At 62.8% G+C, this 13,139-nt stretch carries 15 protein-coding genes; 9 read left to right on the forward strand and 6 right to left on the reverse strand.

Annotated features, from left to right (window positions below):
* Positions 1-298 precede the first annotated feature (298 nt).
* The 8 genes from P3T43_RS15965 (at position 299) to rng (ending at position 7,607) form a co-directional block, all read left to right on the forward strand.
* Positions 299-1,027, forward strand: a complete 729-nt coding sequence (locus P3T43_RS15965) for a YebC/PmpR family DNA-binding transcriptional regulator (RefSeq protein WP_429282001.1) — start codon at positions 299-301, stop codon at positions 1,025-1,027.
* Positions 1,028-1,215: 188 nt separating this feature from the next.
* Positions 1,216-2,490: a phosphoribosylamine--glycine ligase gene (gene purD, locus P3T43_RS15970; RefSeq protein WP_429282002.1), complete on the forward strand. Its 1,275-nt coding sequence runs from the start codon at positions 1,216-1,218 to the stop codon at positions 2,488-2,490.
* Between the two features lie 38 nt (positions 2,491-2,528).
* Positions 2,529-3,452, forward strand: coding sequence for an oxygen-dependent coproporphyrinogen oxidase (gene hemF / locus P3T43_RS15975; protein ID WP_429282003.1), 924 nt, complete (start codon positions 2,529-2,531; stop codon positions 3,450-3,452).
* 61 nt (positions 3,453-3,513) lie between these two features.
* Positions 3,514-4,221 (forward strand): nicotinate-nucleotide adenylyltransferase, encoded by a 708-nt coding sequence (locus P3T43_RS15980; RefSeq protein WP_429282127.1) that lies wholly within the window; start codon positions 3,514-3,516, stop codon positions 4,219-4,221.
* Positions 4,222-4,225: 4 nt separating this feature from the next.
* Positions 4,226-4,678: a ribosome silencing factor gene (gene rsfS / locus P3T43_RS15985; RefSeq protein WP_429271886.1), complete on the forward strand. Its 453-nt coding sequence runs from the start codon at positions 4,226-4,228 to the stop codon at positions 4,676-4,678.
* Between the two features lie 72 nt (positions 4,679-4,750).
* Positions 4,751-5,221 (forward strand): 23S rRNA (pseudouridine(1915)-N(3))-methyltransferase RlmH, encoded by a 471-nt coding sequence (gene rlmH, locus P3T43_RS15990; RefSeq protein WP_429282004.1) that lies wholly within the window; start codon positions 4,751-4,753, stop codon positions 5,219-5,221.
* A gap of 277 nt (positions 5,222-5,498) precedes the next feature.
* Positions 5,499-6,128, forward strand: a complete 630-nt coding sequence (locus tag P3T43_RS15995; protein WP_429282005.1) for a Maf family protein — start codon at positions 5,499-5,501, stop codon at positions 6,126-6,128.
* Positions 6,129-6,137: 9 nt separating this feature from the next.
* Complete coding sequence (rng, locus tag P3T43_RS16000) at positions 6,138-7,607, forward strand: ribonuclease G (RefSeq protein WP_429282006.1); 1,470 nt, start codon at positions 6,138-6,140, stop codon at positions 7,605-7,607.
* Positions 7,608-7,760: 153 nt separating this feature from the next.
* Here rng and P3T43_RS16005 read toward each other — a convergent pair whose 3' ends face one another.
* The 5 genes from P3T43_RS16005 to P3T43_RS16025 all read right to left on the reverse strand — a co-directional run bounded on the left by P3T43_RS16005 (position 7,761) and on the right by P3T43_RS16025 (position 11,556).
* Positions 7,761-8,177: a MarR family winged helix-turn-helix transcriptional regulator gene (locus P3T43_RS16005; RefSeq protein WP_429282007.1), complete on the reverse strand. Its 417-nt coding sequence runs from the start codon at positions 8,175-8,177 to the stop codon at positions 7,761-7,763.
* Between the two features lie 86 nt (positions 8,178-8,263).
* Positions 8,264-9,430 (reverse strand): HPP family protein, encoded by a 1,167-nt coding sequence (locus P3T43_RS16010; protein ID WP_429282008.1) that lies wholly within the window; start codon positions 9,428-9,430, stop codon positions 8,264-8,266.
* Positions 9,431-9,618: 188 nt separating this feature from the next.
* Positions 9,619-10,059 (reverse strand): universal stress protein, encoded by a 441-nt coding sequence (locus P3T43_RS16015; protein ID WP_429282009.1) that lies wholly within the window; start codon positions 10,057-10,059, stop codon positions 9,619-9,621.
* A gap of 46 nt (positions 10,060-10,105) precedes the next feature.
* On the reverse strand, positions 10,106-10,291 hold the full coding sequence (locus P3T43_RS16020; protein ID WP_429282010.1) for a hypothetical protein: 186 nt from the start codon (positions 10,289-10,291) through the stop codon (positions 10,106-10,108).
* Positions 10,292-10,533: 242 nt separating this feature from the next.
* Positions 10,534-11,556 (reverse strand): aldo/keto reductase, encoded by a 1,023-nt coding sequence (locus P3T43_RS16025; RefSeq protein WP_429282011.1) that lies wholly within the window; start codon positions 11,554-11,556, stop codon positions 10,534-10,536.
* 112 nt (positions 11,557-11,668) lie between these two features.
* Here P3T43_RS16025 and P3T43_RS16030 point away from each other — a divergent pair, with 112 nt between their 5' ends.
* A complete protein-coding gene (locus P3T43_RS16030) occupies positions 11,669-12,586 on the forward strand; it encodes a LysR substrate-binding domain-containing protein (RefSeq protein WP_429282012.1) in 918 nt (305 codons plus the stop codon).
* A 171-nt stretch (positions 12,587-12,757) separates the two neighbouring features.
* On the opposite strand, the gene P3T43_RS16035 is transcribed toward P3T43_RS16030, so the two are convergent.
* Positions 12,758-13,024, reverse strand: a complete 267-nt coding sequence (locus P3T43_RS16035; RefSeq protein ID WP_429282013.1) for a hypothetical protein — start codon at positions 13,022-13,024, stop codon at positions 12,758-12,760.
* Between the last annotated feature and the right edge of the window lie 115 nt (positions 13,025-13,139).

Genomic DNA, 13,139 nt, shown 5'->3' on the forward strand with positions numbered 1-13,139 from the left:
GGCGCGGTTGCGCCGTGTCGGCGCTTATACAGCAATTCGGCCGGATAAACGCCTACCGCCCTCGTCCCGTACCGGTTCCATCCCTTTACCCCTCTGTCGCCCACTGCCGCCACCCCGCGGCATGATAAAATTCGGATCCGCTCATCGAGCGGCCCAACTTGCACAATCGCCCGGCGTATCACGCCTTTGCGGGCAGTGGGACCGGTCTGGCATCGAGGCGGGCCTTCGCAAGCGCCCGACATCGCAACGACAATTGCACTATGCGTGCGCCCCGCTGGCGCGCGCGACGGAGAAAGGTATGGCGGGTCATTCGAAATGGGCCAACATCAAGCATAAAAAAGCAGCGGCCGATGCCAAGCGCGGCAAGGTGTGGACGCGGCTCATCAAGGAAATTCAGGTTGGCGCCCGCATGGGCGGCGCCGACATCGACACGAATCCGCGTCTGCGGCTCGCCGTCGAAAAGGCGTATGACGCCAACATGCCGAAGGACAACATCAACCGCGCGATCCAGCGTGGTGTCGGCGGTGTCGATGGCGCAACCTACGAAGAAATCCGCTACGAAGGCTACGGTATCGGCGGCGCGGCGGTGATCGTCGACACCATGACCGACAACCGTACCCGTACCGTCGCGGAAGTGCGTCACGCGTTTTCGAAGAATGGCGGCAACATGGGTACGGACGGCTCGGTGTCGTTCATGTTCGACCACGTCGGCCAGTTCCTGTTTGCGCCCGGCACGGCCGAAGACAAGCTGATGGAAGCGGCCCTCGAAGCCGGCGCCGACGACGTGGTGCCGAACGAGGACGGCAGTATCGAAGTGCTCTGCCCGCCGAACGATTTCCCGAAGGTGAAGGCCGCGCTGGAAGCCGCCGGCTTCAAGGCGGAACTGGCTGAGGTGACGATGAAACCTCAGACGGAAGTGGAGTTCACGGGCGACGACGCGGTGAAGATGCAAAAGCTGCTCGACGCACTCGAGAACCTGGACGACGTGCAGGAAGTCTATACAAACGCTGCAATCGCCGACGAGTAAGCCCCGCGCGGGCGCGCCTGAGGCGGCGCCGGCGGGCGGTTCGTGGCGCAGGGCACAGGCGCGCCGTGCAGCCTGTGGCGGTTGTTTTTTTACCAGCTTGGCGGTTCGCTCAAGGCGACCGTTGCGGATATCCACGGCTCGCGCCAATGCGCCGGCCGTTTATGGTTTTTAAGTCTTCGGGGAATCACATGAAGTTACTCGTCGTCGGGTCCGGCGGTCGCGAACACGCGCTCGCATGGAAGCTCGCGCAATCGCCGCGAGTCCAGCTCGTCTACGTGGCTCCGGGCAATGGCGGCACGGCCCAGGACGAGCGTCTGCGCAACGTCGACATCACTGAGCCGGCTGCGCTGGCCGATTTCGTCGAGAAAGAACAGATCGCCTTCACGCTGGTCGGGCCGGAAGGGCCGCTCGCGGCCGGCATCGTCAATCTGTTCCGCGCGCGGGGTCTGAAGATTTTCGGACCCACCAAGGAAGCGGCGCAGCTCGAAAGCTCGAAGGACTTCGCCAAGGCGTTCATGAAGCGTCATGCGATCCCGACCGCCGAATACGAAACCTTCTCCGAAGTCGCCGCCGCCCACGCGTACCTCGACGCCAAGGGTGCGCCGATCGTCATCAAGGCCGACGGCCTCGCCGCCGGCAAGGGCGTGGTCGTCGCGCAGACGCTGGAAGAAGCGCACGCCGCGGTCGACATGATGCTGTCGGACAACAAGCTCGGCGATGCCGGCGCACGCGTCGTGATCGAGGAATTCCTCGCCGGCGAAGAAGCGAGCTTCATCGTCATGGTGGACGGCAAGCACGTGCTGCCGCTCGCTTCGAGCCAGGATCACAAGCGGCTGCTCGACGGCGATCAGGGCCCGAATACGGGCGGCATGGGCGCCTATTCGCCCGCCCCGATCGTCACGCCGCAACTGCATGCCCGCGTGATGCGCGAAATCATTCTGCCCACCGTGTATGGCATGGAAAAGGAAGGCATCCGCTTCACCGGCTTCCTGTACGCGGGCCTGATGATCGACGCGCACGGCAACCCGAAGACGCTCGAATTCAACTGCCGCATGGGCGACCCCGAAACGCAGCCGATCATGGCGCGTCTGAAAGGCGACTATTCGAAGGTGGTGGAGCAGGCCATTGCCGGCACGCTCGATACGGTGGAGCTGGAATGGGACCGCCGCACCGCGCTCGGCGTGGTGCTGGCCGCGCACAACTACCCGGAAAGCCCGCGCAAAGGCGACCGGATCAGCGATATTCCGGCCGAAACCGCCGATGCGGTGACCTTCCACGCCGGCACCACCTTGAGCGACGGCAAGCTGACGACCTCGGGCGGCCGCGTGCTGTGCGTGGTAGGGTTGGCGGATTCCGTGCGCAGTGCGCAGTCGGTGGCCTACGAGACCATCAACCAGATCTCGTTCGACGGCATGCAGTATCGGCACGACATCGGCTATCGTGCGCTGAACCGCAAGCATTAACGGCAATCAGACGTCCCCCATCCGATGAACCCGCATTCATGACCGATTCGAACTACAACGTACAGGCTGTACGTGGCTGGCTGCAGGGCCTGCAGACGCACATCGCCGACACGCTCGGCGCGTTCGACGGTAGCGCGTTCGCCACCGACTCGTGGCAACGCGCGCCCGGCGAGAAGCTGCGCGGCGGCGGCACGACACGGATCCTGGAAGGCGGCCAGTTCTTCGAGCGCGCGGGAATCGGCTTTTCGGATGTCGCGGGCGACGCCCTGCCGGGCTCGGCCAGCGCCGCCCGTCCGCAGCTCGCCGGGCGCGGCTTCGAGGCGATGGGCGTATCGCTCGTGCTGCACCCGCACAATCCATACTGTCCGACGGTGCACATGAACGTGCGTCTCCTGATCGCCACCCGGGCGGGCGAAGCGCCGGTGTTCTGGTTCGGCGGCGGCATGGATCTGACGCCTTATTACGGCTTCGAGGACGACGCGCAGCATTTTCACCGCGTCTGCCGCGATGCACTGGCGCCTCACGGCGCCGACCTGTATCCGCGCTTCAAGCGCTGGTGCGACGAGTATTTTTTCCTCAAGCACCGCAACGAACCGCGCGGCATTGGCGGGATTTTCTTCGACGATTTCTCGGAGCCTGGCTTCGATGCGTCGTTCGAGATGCTCAAAAGCGTCGGCGACGGCTTCCTGAAAGCGTATCTGCCGATCATCGAAAAACGCCGCAATCTGCCGTACGGCGAGGCTGAGCGCGATTTCCAGGCATACCGGCGGGGTCGTTACGTCGAGTTCAACCTGGTCTTCGACCGTGGCACACTGTTTGGACTGCAGAGCGGCGGACGCACCGAGTCGATTCTGATGTCGATGCCGCCTGTGGTGAACTGGCGCTACAACTGGCAGCCAGAGCCCGGCACGCCGGAAGCGCGCCTTTACAGCGACTTCCTCGTGCCGCGCGAGTGGGTCTGACGGGTTTGGCCATCCGCCAGCCCCCGGACCTGCCCGCGCCGTCACGACAAAGGACTCTCACCTGAAGCCGAACGCTCACCCCGCTGCCCTGCCCCGCCGGATTGGCCTGCTAGGCGGCACCTTCGATCCGATCCACGACGGGCACCTCGCGCTTGCACGAAGGTTCGCCGAGGTGCTGCGACTGACCGAACTGGTGCTGTTGCCAGCAGGGCAGCCCTGGCAAAAACCGGACGTATCGGCGGCGGCCGACCGGCTCGCCATGACCCGCGCCGCCGCTGGTTCGCTGGTGCTGCCGGGCGTCAAGGTGAGCGTCGCCACCGACGAGATCGAACACGACGGTCCCACCTACACGGTCGAAACGCTGCAGCGGTGGCGCGAACGTGAGGGACCGCAGGCCTCGCTGTCGATGCTGATCGGCGCCGACCAGCTGGTTCAGCTCCATACGTGGCGCGACTGGCGCCGTCTGTTCGAGTTCGCGCACATCTGCGCGTCGACCCGGCCCGGTTTCGAGCTCGCCTCGATCCCGCCAGACGTCGCCACCGAAATCGCCGCGCGCGAAGCGAGCGCGGCGGTATTGCAAGCAACACCCTGTGGTCATCTGCTGATCGATACCACGCTGGCCTTCGACGTTTCGGCCACCGATATCCGTGCGAATCTGCGCGAGCGTCTTGCCCAGCATGCCGGCGGCCAGCAACAGAACGAGGCCGCGAGCCATGTCCCCACCGCGGTGTGGGACTATATTCTTCAACATCATCTGTACCACCGGTAACCCTATGGATATTCGCAAACTGCAACGCGCGATCGTCGACGCCCTCGAAGACGTGAAAGCGCAAGACATCAAGGTGTTCAACACCAGCCACCTGACCGGACTGTTCGACCGCGTGATCGTCGCTTCCGGCACCTCCAACCGTCAGACCAAAGCGCTCGCCTCCAGCGTGCGCGAGAAGGTCAAGGAAAATGGCGGCGAGATCATCAGCACCGAAGGCGAAGACGTCGGCGAATGGGTGCTGGTCGATTGCGGCGACGCGGTCGTGCACATCCTGCAACCGGCGCTGCGCCAGTACTACAACCTCGAAGAAATCTGGGGTGACAAGCCGGTGCGCATCAAGCTGACGAGCTCGAGCCCGTTCGGCGGCGCGCGCGCCAGCGAACCGCTCGACGAGGACGAAGAGGACGACGAACCGGCTGCCAAGCCGGCTCGCAAGACGCCGGCACGCCGTCGTTAAGCGCGCGCCGGTTTTGCCGCACGTCACGTCAGCGGCCCGCCGTCCGCGAAACCCTCCGCGCTTCTATCCCTGATGAAACTGCACATTCTCGCCGTTGGCCACAAAATGCCGGACTGGATCGCCATCGGCTTCGACGAATACGCGAAGCGCATGCCGCCCGAGCTGCGTATCGAGCTGCGCGAGATCAAGCCCGAGCAGCGTTCGTCGGGGCGTCCAGCGGAGAATGTGATGGCAGCGGAGCGGCTGAAGATCGAAGCCGCGTTGCCGAAGAACGCGCGCATCGTCGCGCTCGATGAACGCGGCAAAGACTGGACCACCATGCAGCTGGCCGGCGCCCTGCCCGGCTGGCAACAGGACGGACGCGACGTCGCGTTCCTGATTGGCGGTGCGGACGGGCTCGATCCCGACCTCAAGTCGCGCGCCGACATGCTGCTGCGCGTGTCCAGCCTGACGCTGCCGCACGCAATGGTGCGGGTGCTGCTCGCCGAACAGCTTTACCGTGCGTGGACCATCACGCAAAATCACCCCTATCACCGCGTGTGAGCGCGCGACGGCGCTTGACATCCACGGTCAGGCGTCGAGTTGTCTCCGACCGCCGTTGAGTGCAAGATCACCTGCGACTGCGTGGACGCCTTTGCGCACTCGTCGTTCCAGCGCCTTGCCTGCTGCGTGGAAAGCGCCTGTGATTTCGACGATCTCCGCGATCTCCGCAACCACGCGCGATTATCCCAATGTGCCCCTGCTGTGCGCTTGACGTGCAATTTTTCGCGCACGTCATTCGCGCGCCGCTTTCACGAAAAACGCTTCACTGAGACCCTTTATGGCCACGTCCGCTGCCGCACTGCATCCGTTCGTCTACCTTGCCTCCCAAAGCCCGCGCCGTCAGGAACTGCTGCAACAACTCGGCGTGCGCTACGAGTTGCTGCTGCCGCGCCCCGACGAAGACGCCGAGGCGCTCGAAGCCGAGTTGCCCGGCGAAGCGGCGCACGCTTATGTCGTGAGGGTATGCAACGCCAAAGCCATGGCGGCGCGTGCGCGGCTCGTCCTGAGCGGCCATGTCGACGCGCCGATCCTGGTTGCGGATACAACCGTCACGATCGACGACGCGATCCTCGGCAAACCACTCGACGCCGACGATGCCGTGACCATGCTCACGCGTCTCGCCGGACGCGAGCACGAGGTGCTGACCGCGCTCGCCGTCGTCGCTGCGGACGGCGCGCTGTTGCCCGCCGCCCTGTCTGTCTCGCGGGTGCGTTTTGCTGCAGTGCACGCCGATGCATTGCGGCGCTACGTCGCAAGCGGCGAGCCGTTCGGCAAGGCGGGCGCTTACGGTGTACAGGGACGTGCGGCGGAGTTTATCGAGCGTATTGAAGGGTCCTATTCAGGTATCATGGGTTTGCCTCTTTTTGAAACTGCTGCCCTCCTGCGTGCAGCGCGCATCGACTTCTAGAACAAGACCATGAATGAAGAAATCCTGATCAATGTCACGCCGCAGGAAACGCGCGTCGCGCTGGTCCAGCAAGGCGCCGTCCAGGAACTTCACGTCGAACGCACACTGTCGCGCGGAAGGGTCGGCAACGTCTATCTCGGCAAGGTGGTTCGTGTGTTGCCCGGGATGCAATCCGCCTTTATCGATATCGGCCTCGAACGCGCCGCGTTTCTGCACGTGGCCGACATCTGGCATCCGCGCATCGCGGGCGAGCCGCAGCATCAGGTCGCGCATCAGCCGATCGAGAAAATCGTCTTCGAAGGTCAGACGCTGATGGTCCAGGTCGTCAAGGATCCGATCGGCACCAAGGGCGCGCGGCTGTCCACCCAGGTGAGCATCGCCGGCCGCACGCTGGTTTATCTGCCGCAGGAACCGCACATCGGCATTTCGCAAAAGATCGAAAGCGAAGCCGAACGTGAAGCGATTCGCGCCCGCCTGACGGCCGTGCTGCCCGCTGACGAAAAAGGCGGCTACATCGTACGGACGATTGCCGAGGACGCCACCAGCGAGGAACTGGCCGGCGACGTGGCCTATCTGCGCAAGACCTGGACGACGATCCTTTCGCAAGGTCAGCGCATGCCGCCCACGAGCCTGTTGTATCAGGATCTGAATCTCGCCCAGCGGGTGTTGCGCGACTTCGTGAATGACGAGAGCTCGCGCATCCAGGTCGATTCACGCGAGACCTTCCAGATGCTGTCCGATTTCGCCGCGGAGTTCACGCCGGCGGTGTCGTCGAAGCTGCATCACTATACGGGCGAGCGGCCGCTGTTCGATCTGTACAACATCGAGGCGGAAATCCAGCGGGCGTTGTCGCGACGTGTCGATCTGAAGTCCGGCGGGTACCTCGTAATCGACCAGACCGAGGCCATGACGACGATCGACGTGAATACCGGCGGCTATGTCGGCGCACGCAATTTCGACGATACGATCTTCAAGACCAACCTGGAAGCCGCGCATACGATCGCGCGGCAATTGCGGCTCCGCAATCTGGGCGGCGTGATCATCATCGACTTCATCGACATGGAAAACACCGAGCATCGCGATCAGGTGCTCGGCGAGTTGAAGAAGGCGTTGTCACGCGATCGCACGCGGGTCACCGTCAATGGTTTCTCGCAGCTTGGGCTGGTGGAGATGACCCGCAAGCGCACCCGCGAATCGCTCGCACACGTGCTGTGCGAGCCTTGCCCGGTGTGCCAGGGTAAGGGCCAGGTGAAGACGCCGCGCACCGTGTGCTACGACGTGCTGCGTGAAATTCTGCGCGAGTCGCGCCAGTTCAACCCGCGCGAGTTCCGCGTGGTGGCATCGCAGCAGGTGATCGATCTGTTCCTCGAGGAAGAGTCACAGCATCTGGCGATGCTGATCGACTTTATCGGCAAGCCGGTGTCGTTGCAGGTGGAGTCGAATCTGAGTCAGGAACAGTACGATATCGTCTTGATGTAACGCCCTTCCTTGACCGTGGCCGTGTCACATAACGTGCCGGGCGCGGTCTAGCGAGCGCTTGCCGTCGTCGCACCCGCCGCGACCACGGAAATTCCGCGAAGCCCTGCCCTGCGTTGAACGAGAAACCACGTACGCGGCCGCCGCGAGTCACGCTCACTCAACATCGATCTGGGGCACGTTAAAGGCGCCCTTGAGCGATTTCAGTTCGGTACGGTGCATCTCGGCGAGACGGGACAGGACCTGCTCGCCCGCTTTCAACAGATGAACTTCGACTTGACGCCGATCCGTCTCGCTGATCTTGCGCCGGACCAGATCGAGCGCCTCGCAGCGCGATACCAGCGCGACCACGCCATGGTGTTGCGCCTGGAGCCGTTCGGCGAGTTCGCCGATAGTCGCCCAATCGCGCTCCGGATAGCCTTTGATATGCAGCAGCAGTAAATACTGCAACGGCGTAATGCCTTCGCCCTGCGCGGCCTGTTCGGAAAAGCGCTCGAAGCGCCGCATCTGATAACGAAACTCTGATAGCTGCTCAAAATCCGTCTTGTTCAAGCCGCGAGCAAGCGCTTTCATTGGAACTCCGTCAAAAAGGGTGCGGCGTTATTTTATCATGTCATGATATTTATACATCGGTGACAGCGCCCCAATGCAGGCGGTGGCTACGCAGCATGGTGCTGCTCGACATAGGCCTGACGATACAGACCTGCAATGAGATCCGCCTCGGTGATCATCCCGACGAGCCGCTCCTCCAGATCCAGCACGGGAATATGGTGATGCCCGTCGTTTGCGAAAAGCGGCAGCAGTTCCATGATCGGCGTTGCCACGTCGACTGTGCGTACATCCGGATTCATCAGGGCCCCGACGAGTGGCGCCGCGGAGGCATCGCGCCTGAACCAGCGCGGTATCAGCAACGGCAAGACGGGACCGGTCCCGAAGGACTGCTTGTCGACGAGATCGGCACGCGTGACGATACCGATAACCTGCTGGCCTGCATTAGTAACCGGCAGCGCCTTGAAACCGCGCTGCTTCAGGAGATTCCACGCCGCCACAGCACTGGTTGCCATCGACACGGCAACAGCCGGACTCGACATGATGTCCGCACAGGTCAGTCCGTTGAACTTGCGTGCATACGCCTGCAACTGGACATCACGCAGCAAAGACTCGAGATCGTCAACGTCGATGTCCAGCAATTCGTCGCGCCGGCTCAATACCGCTTCCAGATCCGCGCGCGTGAAACCCGCCTTCGAGGTCGCCGGGGATCCCGCCGCGTTGTTGGCGAAATGCTGCTGGGCAATGTGCGGATAGCGATGTCCCGTGACGGCGTGGTACACGATGGCGGCGCACAGCAGCGCCACGGACTGGATGGCGATCGGCGCGGCCACGAATCCGTAGCCCATCGCATGAACCGTGGGACCACCCAGGACCGCCGTCAACGCGACCGCGCCAGACGGCGGATGCACGCAGCGCAGTGCAAACATCAGGGCGATTGCCAGCGCCACGGCAAGCGCGGCGGCGCCGACCGGATCGGCAATCCACCCTGCACACGCGACACCCACCGTAGCGGAAACCAGATTGCCGCCGATGATGGACCACGGCTGCGCCAGCGGACTGGCGGGAATCGCGAACAGCAACACGGCCGACGCGCCCATTGGCGCGACGAGTAGCGGAATATTTGCCGTCGGTCCGAGCAGGACGTGCATTGTCCCGCCCGTAAATGCGATTCCAAGCAACGCGCCGAGACACGACCTCAGCCGCTCGGGCCAGCGGACGGTAATGGCACCGGGAATGAAACTGGAAAACCAGCGCACAACGGCGTAAGAAGACAAGATAGGACCGGGAATATAGGTGGACGTCGTTGCACGGGACAGGACGACACCTTAAGGTCAAACCCTCACCGGCAGAACGAACGTGTTCTTATGATTATATTTCATTGTGATATAAAGTGACGCATGCAATCAACCGTCTCGAGGCCGCGATCCCGGACGACAAAGGCACGCGGGCAGGCGAATGAGGCTCAGTCGGAAACCTCGAACAGCACCCCGCACGACACACGCTCCAGCAGGAGAGCATGGTTTTCTCCGGTCCACCAGCGCGCAAAAAAACCGCGTTGATGGTGGCCGATGACAATCAGGTCGACCTTCAGCGAATTGGCGAGGCGCGATATCTGGTCCACCGCGTTCCCCACCAGCGCATGGCCGGTTGCGTTGAGGCCCCACGCTTTCAGTCTCTCGATCCCTTCCTTCAGCGTTTCTCTTGAGGCCTCCTCATCAATCTCATACTTGACGGACGACAGGACGTCGAATCCGTTCGACAGGTACGTACTGTCGGAAACGGACAGCACGTGCGTCTCGGCCCCTAGCTGTTGCGCAAGCAAGGCGCCGCGGCGCAGGGCCAGCCGCCCTTCAGGCGTCGCGTCATAGCACAGCAGAACGCGGTCAAACGGGGCCATGTCCATCCTCCCTACCATCGATCGCTGCAGCCCCCCTTTCCGCGGCGGCCACTCAGACCAGCATCGGCATTGCTTCGATCAGCACCACGCCCACCAAGGCGCCGATTGCCGCGCCGATCAACCTTGGATGACAACGCTCGAGTTGCAGAACCGCCCCGAGACTGCCGATCAAGACCATCCCGAGAATGGCCATGATCGTCACCAGGAATCCCATTGAAAAGTCGTATTGGATAGGCATACCCCCTCCTCTTACCGCTCGTTGCGCGCGTCGCTGCCGCCACCCACCAGGCTCTCGCCAAGGCGGCTTCGATTTCATTATATATCATGTTGTGATACATACAACCACGATGCGAGCAACGTGGTACGTGGGAGCATTTCCGGCTAGCCAGGCAACATGTGGAAACGAAAAGGGCCGCGCGGCAGAACAGAGTCTGTTCTGCCGCGCGGCCCATAGCCTGCAAGAAAGACAGCTAGCGAAACTTATCCCGCGTGTTCACGGCGCCCCTTCTCGCTATCCAGATGCGCCATCTGTGCGGCCGCGTAGCGCTCACCTGCCGCAGCACCGTTTGGCACCGCTTCGGCAATTGCCGCGAGGTCCTCTTCGCTGAGCCGCACGTCCAATGCACCGAGCGCCTCCGCCAGACGGTCACGGCGACGCGCGCCGACCAGCGGCACAATATCGCTGCCTTGCGCAGCGACCCATGCAATCGCAATCTGCGCGACCGTTACGCCTTTGGCCTCGGCCACCTTGCGAAGCGCATCGACAAGCGCGAGATTGTGGTCGATGTTGTCGCCCTGAAAACGCGGGCTCATGGCGCGAAAATCGCCTTTTCCTGCTGATTCTTTGGTCCAGTGGCCGCTGATCAAGCCACGCGACAGCACCCCGTATGCCGTCACGCCGATCCCGAGTTCGCGGCACGCCGGCAGGATCTCCGCTTCGATGCCACGCGAGATCAGCGAGTATTCGATCTGCAGATCGCTCACTGGATGCACCGCTGCCGCGCGGCGGATCGTCGTCGCCCCCACCTCGGACAAACCTACGTGTCGCACATAGCCGGCCTTGATCAGGTCGGCAATCGTTCCGACCGTGTCTTCGATCGGCACATTGGGATCGAGCCGCGCCGGCCGGTAGATGTCAATATGATCGACGCCCAGCCGCTGCACCGAATACGCGAGAAAATTTTTGACTGCCGCAGGACGCGCGTCGTAAAGCGACCAGCCACCCGCGGGATCGCGCATCGCGCCGAATTTTACGCTGATGATGGCCGAGTCGCGTCGCGATGGCGGCGCGCTTTTCAGCGCTTCTCCGATCAGCATTTCGTTGTGACCCGAGCCATAGAAATCGCCCGTATCCAGCAACGTCATCCCCGCTTCGAGCGCGGCGTGGATCGTGGCGATGCAATCGGCACGATCGGCCGGACCGTACATGCCCGACATGCCCATGCAGCCCAAACCCAGCACCGAACTTTGCGGACCGGTCTTACCCAGTTGCAGCTGCTTCATCGTTGTCCTCAGTAGATGCGCCATCCAGGAGGCGCCTGACAGGAAGTATCGGCCGAATTTTGGCGTACGATAATCCCCGTCAATCCGAATGGCCTGTGCGGAAGCGCGAACAATGCAGGAACCCGATCTCTCCGACCTGAAAGCGTTTGTCGCCGTCACCCAGGCACGCGGGTTCCGGCATGCCGCGTCGACACGCGGCGTCTCAGCCTCGTCGCTCAGCGAAGCGGTCCGTCGGCTGGAGGCGCAACTGGGCGTCCGCCTGCTCAACCGTACGACGCGCAGCGTCACTCCCACCGAGGCCGGGCAGCGGCTTTACGAGCGCCTCGCGCCCGCCTTCGGCGAAATCGCCACCGCACTCGACGCCATCAACCTGTTCCGCGAAAGTCCCACTGGCACGCTGCGGCTGAACGTACCGTCGATTGCCGCCCGTGAGATCCTGCCCACCCTGCTCTCGCGCTTTCTCGCCGCTCATCCGGGCATCACGGTGGATGTCGGCAGCAACGATACGTTCATCGATATTCTTGCAGCAGGTTTCGACGCCGGCATCCGCTACGACGAGCGCCTCGAACGGGACATGATCGCCGTGCCGATCGGTCCGCGCGTGCAACGCTTCGTCGCCGCGGCCGCGCCCGCCTATCTTGCGACGCGCGGCACGCCGCAGCATCCGCGCGAGCTGGTGAATCATGCCTGCATCGGACACCGCTTCGACAGCGGCGTGCTGGCGACATGGGAATTCAAACGAGATGACGAAGTCGTGCGGATCGAAGCGAACGGGCCGTTGATCGCCTCGGTGATCGAACTGGAACGCGGCGCGGCCATGGCCGGACTCGGCATCATCTATACGTTCGACGAATTTCTGCGGCCCGCAATCGAAAGCGGCCAACTCGTGCCGGTGCTGGAACCGTGGTGGCAATCGTTTAGTGGTCCGTTCCTGTACTATCCCAGCCGGACGCATATGCCCGGCCCGCTGCGCGCGTTCGTGGACTTCATTCTGGCAAAGGACGGTTCGGAGTCCGTATATCCAGGCTGAAAATAAGAACGATACCGTAGAGGTGTCTGCCTGGTTTCACCGCTAAAGGTATCGCAAAGTTTGCCGATAGCCCAACTAGAGGACGTTAGCCAAGCTTACGATTGCCTGCAGGCAAAGGCACCACGCGCGGTCGCCGCTTGCTGGGAGACACCACCGCGCATCGCCCGCACGTCAGTGAAGCCGGTGGTCCGCCGCATTGCGCTGCGGCACGCCGCGGTAATGGTTCTCGAAGGTTTCGTGCATGCGCTTGAGCAGCGCAAGATAAGATCTGCCTGGTTCCGTGCCGACAAGTCGCGCGGCCACGGAATTGGCCTCATCCCATAGCCGCTCGAATTTTTCGCGTGCTACTGTAACGGGTAACCGCGAGGCCATCAGGTCAGTGAAGTCCTTGTCGATTGCCTCCGGCGTACGCGCCGGTTTTGCCGTGGTATCTGACATGTTGGGATCCCCGAACACGTTTCTGGATGTCTCCGACTGCCGCCGAACCACCGCACGCGCAGGAAACGTTCGAACTTGCAACAAGATCGGAAGGGCGGGAAAGCGCTTCGATTGA

The organism is Paraburkholderia sp. GAS41, assembly GCF_050436545.1.
Taxonomy (GTDB): Bacteria; Pseudomonadota; Gammaproteobacteria; order Burkholderiales; family Burkholderiaceae; genus Paraburkholderia.

Excerpts from the sequence above, each read along its gene's own strand:
- P3T43_RS15965 (WP_429282001.1), top strand. The coding sequence starts at position 299 with ATGGCGGGTCATTCGAAATGGGCCAACATCAAGCATAAAAAAGCAGCG.
- purD (WP_429282002.1), top strand. The coding sequence starts at position 1,216 with ATGAAGTTACTCGTCGTCGGGTCCGGCGGTCGCGAACACGCGCTCGCA.
- hemF (WP_429282003.1), top strand. The coding sequence starts at position 2,529 with ATGACCGATTCGAACTACAACGTACAGGCTGTACGTGGCTGGCTGCAG.
- rsfS (WP_429271886.1), top strand. The coding sequence starts at position 4,226 with ATGGATATTCGCAAACTGCAACGCGCGATCGTCGACGCCCTCGAAGAC.
- rlmH (WP_429282004.1), top strand. The coding sequence starts at position 4,751 with ATGAAACTGCACATTCTCGCCGTTGGCCACAAAATGCCGGACTGGATC.
- P3T43_RS15995 (WP_429282005.1), top strand. The coding sequence starts at position 5,499 with ATGGCCACGTCCGCTGCCGCACTGCATCCGTTCGTCTACCTTGCCTCC.
- rng (WP_429282006.1), top strand. The coding sequence starts at position 6,138 with ATGAATGAAGAAATCCTGATCAATGTCACGCCGCAGGAAACGCGCGTC.
- P3T43_RS16005 (WP_429282007.1), bottom strand. The coding sequence starts at position 8,177 with ATGAAAGCGCTTGCTCGCGGCTTGAACAAGACGGATTTTGAGCAGCTA.
- P3T43_RS16015 (WP_429282009.1), bottom strand. The coding sequence starts at position 10,059 with ATGGACATGGCCCCGTTTGACCGCGTTCTGCTGTGCTATGACGCGACG.
- P3T43_RS16020 (WP_429282010.1), bottom strand. The coding sequence starts at position 10,291 with ATGCCTATCCAATACGACTTTTCAATGGGATTCCTGGTGACGATCATG.
- P3T43_RS16025 (WP_429282011.1), bottom strand. The coding sequence starts at position 11,556 with ATGAAGCAGCTGCAACTGGGTAAGACCGGTCCGCAAAGTTCGGTGCTG.
- P3T43_RS16030 (WP_429282012.1), top strand. The coding sequence starts at position 11,669 with ATGCAGGAACCCGATCTCTCCGACCTGAAAGCGTTTGTCGCCGTCACC.
- P3T43_RS16035 (WP_429282013.1), bottom strand. The coding sequence starts at position 13,024 with ATGTCAGATACCACGGCAAAACCGGCGCGTACGCCGGAGGCAATCGAC.